The organism is Curtobacterium sp. MCSS17_011 (genome assembly GCF_003224275.1).
In the GTDB taxonomy this organism is placed as follows: domain Bacteria; phylum Actinomycetota; class Actinomycetes; order Actinomycetales; family Microbacteriaceae; genus Curtobacterium.
Genome location: NZ_QKLE01000003.1, coordinates 68203 through 80174, shown reverse-complemented (window position 1 = coordinate 80174; position 11972 = coordinate 68203). Strand labels below are relative to the sequence as shown.

Annotated in this window: 11 protein-coding genes; 4 read left to right on the top strand and 7 right to left on the bottom strand. The window is 70.8% G+C overall.

Going from position 1 to position 11972, the window contains the following annotated elements; all coding sequences use genetic code 11:
• The 3 genes from purL to purS are packed head-to-tail and all read right to left on the bottom strand — an operon-like array spanning position 1 to position 3352.
• Entirely contained in the window at positions 1-2382 is a 2382-nt protein-coding gene (purL, locus tag DEJ17_RS03010; protein WP_258366632.1) for a phosphoribosylformylglycinamidine synthase subunit PurL, read from the bottom strand.
• A 17-nt stretch (positions 2383-2399) separates the two neighbouring features.
• The gene (gene purQ, locus DEJ17_RS03005; protein WP_110858942.1) at positions 2400-3095 is read right to left on the bottom strand and encodes a phosphoribosylformylglycinamidine synthase subunit PurQ; all 696 of its coding nucleotides are present in this window, start codon (positions 3093-3095) and stop codon (positions 2400-2402) included.
• Positions 3096-3100: 5 nt separating this feature from the next.
• On the bottom strand, positions 3101-3352 hold the full coding sequence (purS, locus tag DEJ17_RS03000; RefSeq protein WP_017886272.1) for a phosphoribosylformylglycinamidine synthase subunit PurS: 252 nt from the start codon (positions 3350-3352) through the stop codon (positions 3101-3103).
• A 178-nt stretch (positions 3353-3530) separates the two neighbouring features.
• Here purS and DEJ17_RS02995 point away from each other — a divergent pair, with 178 nt between their 5' ends.
• Positions 3531-4139 carry a PadR family transcriptional regulator gene (locus DEJ17_RS02995; RefSeq protein WP_181421013.1) on the top strand — a complete coding sequence of 203 codons (609 nt, stop codon included), beginning with the start codon at positions 3531-3533 and terminating at the stop codon, positions 4137-4139.
• A complete protein-coding gene (locus DEJ17_RS02990) occupies positions 4136-5680 on the top strand; it encodes a DHA2 family efflux MFS transporter permease subunit (RefSeq protein WP_110892002.1) in 1545 nt (514 codons plus the stop codon). The genes DEJ17_RS02995 and DEJ17_RS02990 overlap by 4 nt, the downstream gene beginning before the upstream one ends.
• A 111-nt stretch (positions 5681-5791) precedes the next feature.
• On the opposite strand, the gene DEJ17_RS02985 is transcribed toward DEJ17_RS02990, so the two are convergent.
• Both DEJ17_RS02985 and DEJ17_RS02980 read right to left on the bottom strand, forming a co-directional pair.
• The gene (locus tag DEJ17_RS02985) at positions 5792-6688 is read right to left on the bottom strand and encodes a cytochrome c oxidase assembly protein (RefSeq protein ID WP_258366631.1); all 897 of its coding nucleotides are present in this window, start codon (positions 6686-6688) and stop codon (positions 5792-5794) included.
• 79 nt (positions 6689-6767) lie between these two features.
• A complete protein-coding gene (locus DEJ17_RS02980; RefSeq protein ID WP_110892000.1) occupies positions 6768-8081 on the bottom strand; it encodes an acyltransferase in 1314 nt (437 codons plus the stop codon).
• A 169-nt stretch (positions 8082-8250) separates the two neighbouring features.
• On the opposite strand from DEJ17_RS02980, the gene DEJ17_RS02975 reads away from it, so the two are divergent.
• Positions 8251-8727 (top strand): Fur family transcriptional regulator, encoded by a 477-nt coding sequence (locus DEJ17_RS02975; protein ID WP_110891999.1) that lies wholly within the window; start codon positions 8251-8253, stop codon positions 8725-8727.
• Between the two features lie 94 nt (positions 8728-8821).
• A complete protein-coding gene (locus tag DEJ17_RS02970; protein WP_110891998.1) occupies positions 8822-10339 on the top strand; it encodes a catalase in 1518 nt (505 codons plus the stop codon).
• A 79-nt stretch (positions 10340-10418) separates the two neighbouring features.
• Here DEJ17_RS02970 and DEJ17_RS02965 read toward each other — a convergent pair whose 3' ends face one another.
• Complete coding sequence (locus tag DEJ17_RS02965; protein WP_181421012.1) at positions 10419-10985, bottom strand: GNAT family N-acetyltransferase; 567 nt, start codon at positions 10983-10985, stop codon at positions 10419-10421.
• A gap of 111 nt (positions 10986-11096) precedes the next feature.
• A complete protein-coding gene (locus DEJ17_RS02960; RefSeq protein ID WP_110891996.1) occupies positions 11097-11966 on the bottom strand; it encodes a VOC family protein in 870 nt (289 codons plus the stop codon).
• Positions 11967-11972: the final 6 nt, after the last annotated feature.

Below are 11972 nucleotides of genomic sequence, written 5' to 3'. Positions count from 1 at the left end.
CTAGGCGTCGGTGCGCGGCGAGAAGGCACCGTCGGAGTCGAGCGGCCCGCGGCCGACGTACCCCTCGGTGACGTCCTCGACGATCACGTCGCCGAAGCGGGCCGGCAGCGTCGCAGCGTGCGTGCCGCGCAGCTCGTCGACCGTGGCTTCGAACGCGCCCTGGACCTCGAGCGTGCTCGACGTCGCGTCGGTCACGCCGATGCGCAGCACCGGGAAGCCCCGGCCGTCGCACATGCCCTGGAACCGCACGTCGTCCTCGCGGCGGACGGTCACGATGACGCGACCGGTCGACTCGGAGAACAGCGCCGTCGCGGTGTCGATGCCGTCGCGGGTCTCGAGCTCGTCGAGGACCACGCGGGCGCCGATGCCGAAGCGGAGCACGGACTCGGCGAGCGACTGGCCGAGTCCGCCGTCCGCCAGGTCGTGCGCACTGGTGAGCAGCTGCTCACCGGATGCCGCGTACAGCAGCTCGGCGAGCGCCTTCTCGCGCGCGAGGTCGACCGCCGGCGGACGACCGCCGAGGTGCCCGTGCACGGTGCCGGCCCACGCGGAACCGTCGAGCTCGAGGCTCGTGGTGCCGAGCAGGTAGATGTTGTGGCCGTCGTCCTGCCACCCCGACGGCACGCGCTTGGCGACGTCGTCGATGATGCCGAGCACGCCGACGACGGGCGTCGGGTGGATCGGGGTCGTGCCGGTCTGGTTGTAGAACGACACGTTGCCGCCGGTGACCGGGATGCCGAGCTCCATGCAGCCGTCGGCCAGTCCCTCGACCGCCTCGGAGAACTGCCACATGACCTCGGGGTTCTCGGGGGAGCCGAAGTTCAGGCAGTCGGTGACGGCGGCGGGGACGGCACCGGTGACGGCGACGTTGCGGTACGCCTCGGCCAGGGCCAGACGGGCACCCTGCTTCGGGTCGAGCTGGCAGTAGCGGCCGTTCGCGTCGGTGGCGATCGCGACACCGAGCCCGGTCTCCTCGTCGACGCGGATCATGCCGCCGTCGTCGGGGAAGGACAGTGCGGTGTTGCCGAGCACGTAGGTGTCGTACTGGTTCGTGACCCAGTTCTTCGACGCCAGGTTCGGCGAACCGAGCAGGCTGAGGAACTGTGCCTTCAGCGCGGGGCCGTCGGCCGGACGGTCGAGCGATGCGGCGGTGTCCGCCTGCAGCGCGTCGATCCAGGTCGGGTAGGCGACCGGGCGGTCGTAGACCGGGCCGTCGACGGCGACCGTGCGCGGGTCGACGTTCACGATCTCCTGGCCCTGCCAGTCGATGACGAGGCGGCCGGTGCCGGTGACCTCGCCGAGCACGCTGGTCTCGACCTCCCACTTGCCGACGACGCTCAGGAACTCGTCGAGCTTGTCGGGGCGGACGACCGCCATCATGCGCTCCTGGCTCTCCGACATCAGGATCTCTTCGGCGGTGAGCGTGGGGTCGCGGAGCAGGACGTCGTCGAGCGAGATGTGCATGCCGCCGTCACCGTTGCTGGCGAGCTCGGAGGTCGCGCAGGAGATGCCCGCGGCGCCGAGGTCCTGGATGCCCTCGACCAGGTCCTTCTGGAACAGCTCGAGGCAGCACTCGATCAGGACCTTCTCGGCGAAGGGGTCGCCGACCTGCACGGCCGGGCGCTTGGTCGGGCCGCCCTCGGTGAAGGTGTCGGACGCCAGGATCGACGCGCCGCCGATGCCGTCACCACCGGTGCGTGCACCGAACAGGACGACCTTGTTGCCGGCACCGGACGCGTTCGCCAGGTGCAGGTCCTCGTGCCGCAGGACACCGACCGCGAGGGCGTTGACCAGCGGGTTGCCCTGGTACACCGGGTCGAAGTAGGTCTCGCCGCCGATGTTCGGCAGGCCGAGGCAGTTGCCGTAGAACGAGATGCCGCCGACGACACCGTGCACGATGCGTGCGGTGTCCTCGTGGTCGATCGCGCCGAAGCGGAGCTGGTCCATGACGGCGACGGGACGGGCTCCCATCGAGATGATGTCGCGGACGATGCCGCCGACACCGGTGGCCGCGCCCTGGTACGGCTCGACGTAGGACGGGTGGTTGTGCGACTCGACCTTGAAGGTCACCGCCCAGCCGTTGCCGACGTCGACGACACCGGCGTTCTCACCCATGCCGACCATCAGGTTCTTCGTCATCTCCGGCGTGACCTTCTTGCCGAACTGACGCAGGTAGTTCTTCGAGGACTTGTAGGAGCAGTGCTCGCTCCACATCACGGAGTACATCGCCAGCTCGCCCGACGTGGGGCGGCGGCCGAGGATCTCCTTGATGCGGGCGTACTCGTCCGGCTTCAGGCCCAGCGCGTCGTACGGCTGCTCCTTGTCGGGGGTGGCCGCCGCGTCCTGCACGGTGTCGGGCTTCGGGCGAACGGGTGTCGTCACGGTGTCGTTGTTCCCTGTCACTTGACGAGCGCGTGCTCGATCACGGAGGTGAAGAAGGTCAGGCCGTCGGTGCCCGAGGCCATCGCAGCGGGGGTGTCCGGGCCGAAGCCGGCCTCGGTCGCGTGCTCGGGGTGCGGCATCAGGCCGACGACGTTGCCGCGCTCGTTCGAGACGCCGGCGATGTCGTCGATGGAGCCGTTCGGGTTCACACCGACGTAGCGGAACACGACCTGGCCGTTGTCCTCGATGCGCTTGATGGTGTCGGCGTCCGCGACGAAGCGGCCGTCGGCGTTCTTCAGCGGGATGGTGATCTCCTGCTGGGCGCTGAACCCGGAGGTCCAGGCGGTCGAGGTGGTCTCGACGCGGAGCTTCTGGTCGCGACGGATGAACTGCTGGTGCGCGTTGCGGGTGTGTGCTCCGGGGACCAGGCGGGCCTCGGCCAGCATCTGGAAGCCGTTGCAGATGCCGAGCACGGGCATGCCCTTGCCGGCGGCGTCGATGACCTCGGCCATGATCGGGGCCTTGGCGGCGATCGCGCCGGCGCGCAGGTAGTCCCCGTAGGAGAACCCGCCCGGGAGCACGATGGCGTCGACGCCCTGCAGGTCGTGGTCGCCGTGCCAGAGCGCGACGGGGTCGGCACCGGCGAGCCGGACGGCCCGCTGGGCGTCGCGGTCGTCGAGCGACCCGGGGAACGTGATGACGCCGATGCGCATCCGGGTCACTGGCCTTCCACGGTCACGGACACGACGTCCTCGATGACCGCGTTGGAGAAGACGTCGGCGGCGATGTCACGGACCTCGGCGAGCTTGGCGTCGTCGACGGGGCCGTCGACGGTCACCTCGAAGCGCTTGCCGATGCGGACGTTGGTCAGGTCGGCCTTGCCGAGGCGGGCCAGGGCGTTGCCCACGGCCTTCCCCTGGGGGTCGAGGATCTCGGCCTTGGGCATGACCTCGACGACGATCGTTGGCACGTGTTCTCTCCAGCACTTCAGGGGTGGGGGGACGCGACCAGTCTACGGGGCGCGCGCGACACGCCGGGACGGCCACGGGCCTCCAGACCGGCCTTTGCTGTGCGGTTGCTCATGCCTGTTCCAACGCGTATATTCCACTTCGAATAGTCGACACCGAACAAGCGGACTGGAGGCACGTGTGCCGTCGCTCACGCCACTCGCGTTCGCCGCGCTCGGGCTCCTGGCCGAGGGGCCGACGCATCCCTACGAGATGTTCCAGACGATGACGCACCGACGGGACGGCCGGAACGTCAAGGTCCGGCCCGGCACCCTGTACCACCAGGTCGGCCGCCTGGTGGAGCTCGGCCTCGCCGAGGTCGTGGGGACCGACCGGGCGGGCAACCGTCCGGAACGCACCACCTACGCCATCACGGACGACGGGTGGACGGCCCTGCACGACGGGCTCGTCCGGTTGATCGCCGAACCGGCCGAGGAGTACCCCGTCTTCCACCTGGCCGTCGCCGAGATCGAGAACCTGTCGGTCGACGAGGCCGAGTCCGCCCTCCGGGCACGGGCCGTCGCACTCCGGGCCCAGCGTGACGAGGCGGACGAGATCCTCGGGGTCGTCCGTGCCAAGGACCTGCCCGAGCGGTACTGGCTCGACGTGTCGTACGTGCGTGCCATCCTCACGACGCAGATCGAGTGGCTCGCCGCCACGGCCGACCGCATCGCCGCCGGCCACATCTCCTGGGACGCCCCCGCCGCGTCCGCAGACACCACCACGAACAGCAAGGAAACCACTCGATGACCACCGTCACGCCTCCGCGGACGACCGAGAAGAAGCCGTGGCCTGCCCTGTGGGCACTCGTCGTCGGGTTCTTCATGATCCTCGTCGACTCGACCATCGTGTCGGTCGCCACCCCCACCATCGCCCAGGAGCTCGACGCGGACATCAACTCCGTGATCTGGGTGACGAGCGCCTACCTGCTCGCCTACGCCGTGCCGCTGCTCATCACCGGCCGGCTCGGCGACCGCTTCGGCCCGAAGGTCATGTACCAGATCGGCCTCGTCGTCTTCACGCTCGCCAGCCTGTGGTGCGGCCTGGCCGGCTCGATCGAGGTGCTGATCGTCGCCCGCGTCGTGCAGGGCCTCGGCGCCGCGATGATGAGCCCGCAGACCATGTCGGTCATCACGCGCATCTTCCCGCCGCAGAACCGCGGCGCGGCCATGGGCCTCTGGGGCGCCGTCGCCGGTGTCGCGTCGCTCGTCGGCCCGATCGTGGGCGGCCTGCTCGTCGACGGCTTCGGCTGGGAGTGGATCTTCTTCGTGAACGTCCCCGTCGGTGTCGTCGCGTTCGTGCTCGCACAGCGCTTCGTGCCGTCGTTCGAGCGGCACGGACACCGCTTCGACTACCTCGGCATCTTCCTGTCGGCTGCCGGTCTGTTCCTGCTCGTCTTCGGCATCCAGGAAGGCGAGACCTACGACTGGGGTGTCATCGCCGGTCCGATCTCGGTGTGGTCGCTCATCATCGTCGGCCTCGTGGTGCTCGCCGGCTTCGTCGTCTGGCAGGGCGTGCAGAAGGGCGAGCCGCTGCTGCCGCTCGGCCTGTTCAAGGACCGCAACTTCACCCTGGCCAACGTCGCCATCACGGCCGTCGGTGTCGCGATCGCCTCGTTCGCGCTGCCGATCATGCTGTGGGCGCAGGACGTCCTGCGCTTCTCGCCGACCCAGGCCGCCCTGCTCCTCGTGCCGCAGGCAGTGCTGTCCGCCGCCCTCGCGCCGATCGTCGGCAAGAACCTCAACCGCTGGAACCCGCGTTGGGTCGCCGCGTTCGGTCTCGCCTGCTTCTCGGCCGGACTGTTCTGGTTCGGCGCCCTGCTGTCGAGCGGTGCCGAGTGGGGCTGGGTGCTCCTGCCGAGCGCGCTCCTCGGTCTCGCCAACGCCTGCATGTGGGGCCCGCTGTCGGTCTCGGCGACGCGCAACCTGCCGCCGAAGCTCGCCGGTGCCGGCTCCGGCGTCTACAACACCACGCGGCAGATCGGTGCGGTGCTCGGTTCCGCCGGCATCGCCGCCCTGATGGAGGCCCGTATCACCGCGAACTTCCCGGCGTCGTCCGGTGGTGCCACGGCCGGTGGCGCTGAGCAGCAGGTGGGCGGGCTGCCGGGCTTCCTGCTCGAGCCGTTCTCCAAGGCCATGGGTGAGTCGCTGTTCCTGCCGGCGGTCGTGCTGATCGCGGCGATCGTCGCGGCACTGTTCCTGGCGAAGCCGAAGCAGACCGTCGCCTGGCAGCAGACCGGTTCGGTCACCACGCAGCCCGACGCCGAGCCCGCGGGGGCTCCGTCGAAGTAGGGCACGAGCGCAGTTCGTGAGCAGGAATGGTCGGGTCGCCTTCGGGCACCCGACCATTGCTGCTCACGAAGCGAAGCGCAGCGGGGCGTCGCGCGCCGTCGCGCGGACCGCTCAGCCGCGGCGCTGCAGGTGCGCCCGGGTGAGCTCGTCCATCTGTTCGTCGGTCAGGGCGTCGACGGCCCGGGCCTCGCGGCGGTCGGTCCGCTGCCACCGGATGAACAGGGCGACGAGCACCGGGATGTCCGCCACCTCGGCGATGAACCACAGCAGGTCGCCCGCCAGGTGCTGGTCCTGCAGCGGCGACGGGTACCAGGCCCGCCCGACCACCGGCACGAGCGACCCGTCGAGCACGTGGTTCGTGATCCGCAGCACGATGCCGGGTACCGCGTCGACGACGAGCTCGACGAACGCGAGCAGGAACTCGGCCGTGGCGAACGTCGACGAGACGAGCACACCGACCTCGGACAGCGGCGCGAGCAGGCCGAAGCCGAGCGCCGGCACGGCAACCGTGATGACGGCTGCCCAGACAGAGGACTCCCGGACCACCGCCGAGAACGGGGTGAGCAGGACGGCGAACAACGCGAGCGCGACCAGCGGGGCGACGATCGCGTTGCCGAGCAGGCGCACCGGACGTGACCCCATGACCGCGTCGGCGACGTGCGCGAGGCGAGCCGGGCCTCCGAGCCGGAGCAACGGGACGGGCGCACCGAGCGCGGCGAAGGTGGGGACCGCGAAGAACAGCAGGGCGGCCCGCAGGACGAACGCCCAGCGCAGGCGCTCGTCGTCGACGCCGACGATGCCGAACTGCAGGACTCCGAACAGGACGAGCGCCGTGGCGAAGGCGAACGTACGCCACCACGGCCACCGGGCACCCCGTCGAGCGGCGACGGCGACCCACCTGCCGTAGGCGATCGCGGCGACGACGAGGAGCACCGCCGCCAGGGGGTCGAACCGCCAGGTGCTCCAGAACTCGGGTGTCGACGGCGTCGGGGGCCTCCTGGGGATCACGCGGACGCGGCTGCGTCCCGCCGAGGCCATCCTCCGTCCGCCGGGGGTCCGTCGTGGCCCCGCGACGGTGAGAACCGGTTCAGATCCGAGCGACCCCGCGTGCCGGGACGGTCCGCGACAGCAGCCAGACGCCCACCGGCACGGCCGCGGCACCGACGAGTGCGACGCCGAACGACAGGTGCAGCTGCATCACGAGGAACGCCGGGCCGATCGTGCACAGTGCCCCGACGGCGATGACCATCCACGACGGACGATCCGCCGACGGCAGCAGCCGGGGGAGCGGCCGGTCGAACCAGCGCAGGGCCCGGGCCACCCCGATCGCGACGGCGAGCACCACCACGAGTGCGACGACGCGCGACGCCCACCACGGACCGGAGCCCGGCGCCGGGAACGGCACCCCGACGAGCAGGGCGATGCCGTTCAGCGCGATGAACAGCGGCAGGTGCCACAGGTAGATGGTCATGCCGTCACGGCCGAGGACGAACACTGCCCCGAGGGCGGCGCGCGTGCGCATCAACCGGCTGAGCGGCGCGTGCACGAGCTGGGCCAGGCAGGCCTGCGCGATCGCGAGGAACGCCAGGGGGAGCATCGGCGGGTTCAGGTCCTGCAGCATGTCGGGTGCCCAGAGCCCGACCGAGGTCATCGGCACGAGCACGGCGTAGGCGGCGACGGCGACGCCCAGCAGGAGCACCTTCGACCGGCGGGCGAACCAGCCGTCGGCCCAGAGGAAGCCGAGCTGCTGTGCGAAGAGCCACACCGGCCCGAGGTTGAGGAGTCCGACCTCGGCCACACCGGTGGCCAGCCGGACGGCGTCGACGCCGGCGGCGAGCACGAGCAGCACGGCGAGGGTCGCCCAGGGCGCGCGCTCCTGCAGGCGCATCATCACGGGCACGCAGCACTGGGTGATGCCGTAGGCGGCTAGGAACCACAGGGGCGAGCCGATGCCGAACGCGACCTCGGACAGGAGCTCCGGTGGCGTGCCCGCGGCCGTGGCGACCCCGAGCCCGAGCGCGAGGAACACGAACAACGGCACCGCCGGTCGGAACAGCCGCACCAGGCGGGTGGCCAGGTAGTCGCGAGCGGGACCCGGTGCACCACGGGCCACGGTGCTGCGCCAGCCGACCGCGCTCGCGAACCCGCCGACCACGAAGAACAGCGGCATCACCTGCCCGACCCAGGTGGCGGCGACGTACCAGGGGAGTTCCTGCAGCGGGCTCGTGACCCGCACCCCCTGGTCATCGGCGGCGACGCCGACCATCGTGACGTGCACGATGACGACGAGGACGACACAGGCCGTCCGGATGAGGTCGACGACCAGGTCCCGCTGCGCGATGATCCCCCGGACGTCCGCGGTGCTGTTCGCCTGTTCAGGCAGACCCTGGCTCGTGGACATGTCCGGACGTTAGCGCGCGGATCGGTCGGTCCAGCGGCGTCCCAGCCGATCGCGACCGGATCGTGACACTTCGTATTCCGGTGGCGGCATGCGTCCCCTCGCCGGCCGGCAGCAGAAGCTCGTGTACAGTGAACGCGTTGTCTTGATTCCTGCAAAAGAAAGGCTCAGCATGGACGCCGACGCCGATCTGCTCCGTTCCTCGGGGCTCCGGGTCACGACCCCGCGACTCGCGGTGCTCCGCGCGACGGACTCGATGCCGCACGCCACCGCGGACGACATCGTCACCGCGCTCGCCGCGGAGCTGCCGACCACCAGTCACCAGGCCGTCTACGGCGTGCTGAACGCCTTGACCGGCGTCGGCCTCGTCCGCCGCATCGAACCGGCGGGCAGCCCCGCGCGCTACGAGCGCCGCACCGGTGACAACCACCACCACATCGTCTGCACGCTGTGCGGGGCGATCGAGGACGTGGACTGCGCGGTCGGCCACTCGCCCTGCCTGACGCCGTCGGAGACCCACGGCTTCGCGGTCACCACCGCCGAGGTCACCTACTGGGGCATCTGCGAGCGCTGTGCGGCGGCAGAGCGCGACGACCCAGACGCGCCCGACGCGAGCGCGCAGGCGCCCGACGCCCCCACGCCCGCCTGACGGCGACCGCCCTGCGCACCGGTGCCACGACGCGCCGGACCCCCAACCACCCGAGCACCCCTGACCGAACCAACGTCCCACCCCAGGAGGAACCGTGTCCGACCAGAACACGCCGACCGGCACCCCGACCACCACGACCAACAGCGGCGCACCCGTCTCGAGCGACGAGCACTCGATGGGCGTCGGGGCCGACGGCCCCCTCGCGCTGCACGACCACTACCTGGTCGAGAAGCTCGCCCAGTTCAACCGCGAGCGCGTCCCGGAGCGGGTCGTGCACGCCAAGGGCGGCGGCGCCTTCGGTACCTTCACCGTCACGCACGACATCTCGCGCTTCACCCGTGCCGCGTTCCTGCAGCCCGGCCAGACGACCGAGATGCTCGCCCGCTTCTCGAGCGTCGCCGGTGAGCAGGGTTCGCCCGACACCTGGCGCGACCCCCGCGGCTTCGCGCTGAAGTTCTACACGACCGACGGCAACTACGACCTCGTCGGCAACAACACCCCGGTCTTCTTCATCCGCGACGGCATCAAGTTCCCCGACTTCATCCGCTCGCAGAAGCGCCTGCCCGGCTCGCACCTGCGCGACCACGACATGCAGTGGGACTTCTGGACCCTGTCGCCCGAGTCCGCGCACCAGGTCACGTGGCTGATGGGCGACCGCGGTCTGCCGGCCAGCTGGCGTGAGATGGACGGCTTCGGCTCGCACACCTACCAGTGGATCAACGCCGAGGGCGAGCGCTTCTGGGTGAAGTACCACTTCATCACCGAGCAGGGCCACAAGACGCTGACGCAGCAGGATGCGGACCGCATCGCCGGCGAGGACGCGGACTTCCACATCCGTGACCTGCACGCCGCGATCGAGCGTCAGGACTTCCCGCGCTGGACCCTCAAGGTGCAGGTCATGCCCTACGAGGACGCCGCGAACTACCGCTTCAACCCGTTCGACCTGACGAAGGTGTGGCCGCACGCGGACTACCCGCTCATCGAGGTCGGCACGATGGAGCTCAACCGCAACCCGGAGAACTACTTCGCGCAGATCGAGCAGGCGACTTTCGCCCCCTCGAACTTCGTGCCCGGCATCGCGGCGAGCCCGGACAAGATGCTCCTCGCGCGCATCTTCAGCTACGCGGACGCCCACCGCTACCGCGTCGGCACGAACCACGCCCAGCTGCCGGTGAACGCCCCCAAGAACGAGGTCCACTCGTACTCGAAGGACGGCAGCATGCGCTTCGACTTCCAGAAGTCCGAGGTGCCGGTGTACGCGCCGAACTCGCTCGGAGGTGCGCACGCCGACCCGACCGCCACGGACGACGCCCCCGGCTGGGAGTCCGACGGTGCACTGCAGCGTTCCGCCGCGACCCTGCACCCGGAGGACGACGACTTCGGCCAGGCCGGCGCGCTCTACCGCGAGGTCCTCGACGACGCCGCCCGAGAGCGCCTGGTCGGCAACATCGCCGGCCACGTCTCGAAGGTGACGCGCGACGACCTGCGCGAGCGCGTGTTCGCCTACTGGACGAACGTCGACGCCGACCTGGGCGCGCGCGTGCGCGCCGCCGTCGCGCCGAGCGCGCCGGGCTCCAACGAGGACCCGGAGAAGGTCGCGGTCGAGGCGTAAGCCCCGCTGGACGACCTGACGGACGGGAGGCCCGGTACCAGCTGGTACCGGGCCTCCTGTCCGTTGGTCTGGAGCGGATCTAGACCTGCTGGCCGTTCAGCCAGATCGGGCCAGCGGGCCAGTCCTCGAGCTGCGCTGCCACCGGCAGCACCATCCAGCCGCCCTGCTCGGTGTTGCTGACGCCGGCACCCTCGGCGGTGAACGCCGAGAAGGTGCCGACGGTCTCGGGGAACTCGTGCCAGCCGAGCTTCGCGTAGAAGGGGATGCGGTCCTCGCCCGCGCCGAGGAACCCGTAGGGGACGCGGAGCCCCTCGAGGACCGCCGCGGTCCGGGTCATCAGCTCGCGGCCGACGCCGGTGCCCTGCAGGCGGGGTGCGACGGCGACCAGGCCGGTGTCGCCGACCAGGACGTCTTGCCCGCCGACGGAGATGTACATGCGGCGGATGCCGACGTGGGCCAGGACGACCCCGTCGGCGTCGTGCGCGAGCACGCGGCGTTCCGGCTGCATGCCGGACCAGCTCCGGCCGCCCACGTACCAGTGCGACCAGTCGGGGAAGGCCTGCCCGAGCAGCGCTGCGATCGCTTCGTGGTCGGGGAGCGACAGCGTGCTCTCCTCGACCACCTCCCACCGGATGTCGTCAGTCACGGGTCCATCCTGCCGGTCCAGCGGCCGGTGTGGCGAGGTTTCGCGCTGCGCGACACCTCGCGGGTCCGTGCTCGCGTGGGATGTCGCGCAGAGCGAAGTGCCGCAGCCGCGTCACCCGCGACCAGGCGCGGTCACCTCGATGCGGTTCGCCCAGGGGTCCTCGAACGCCACGGTCCGGCCGTCGTCGGCGAGCTCCACGCCGCCGTGCCGCATCCGCTCGGTCAGGGCGCCGAGGTCGTCGGCGGCGGGGACCTCGATCCGCACGAGCCCCAGGCCGAGTGCGAGCTGTCGCCGCCCGGCACCGCGGGAGTTCCAGGTGTTCATCGCCATGTGGTGGTGGTAGCCGCCGGCGCTGACGAACAGTGCCTCGCCGAAGCCGGCGGTGGTCTCGAAGCCGAGCGTGTCCACGTAGAAGGAGCGTGCGGTGGCGACGTCGCCGACGGACAGGTGCACGTGGCCGACCTTGCCCGGGCGTGCCGCGGCGGTGTCCAGGGCGTCCTGCGTCAGGTGGGACCGCAGGAACGCGTTCGGGTCGACGTACTTCGTGTCCATGTCGACCATGCCGTGCGTCCACGACCACTCGGTGCGGTCGCGGTCCCAGTACAGCTCGACGCCGTTGCCCTCGGGGTCGGTGAAGTAGAACGCGTTGCTCACCAGGTGGTCGGCGCTGCCGGTGAAGCCCGCCGGGTACTGCGTGGCGACCGAGTACAGCGCGGCGGCCAGGTCTGCCCGGGTGTCGAACAGGATCGCCGTGTGGAACAGCCCGGCCTCGCGGGGGCCGGCGTGCCGCATCGCGGGGGCGTGCTCGAGGACCACGATCGGCGTGCTGCCCCGGCCCAGCACGGCGACGCCGCCGTCGTGCGAGAGCAGCGACAGCCGGACCCCGTCCCGGTAGTACCGGATCATCGCGTCGAGGTCGGCGACACGGAGCGTGACGGCGCCCATCCCGGTGTCGGCGGCGAGGAGTTCGTGCGTGCGCATGCACCC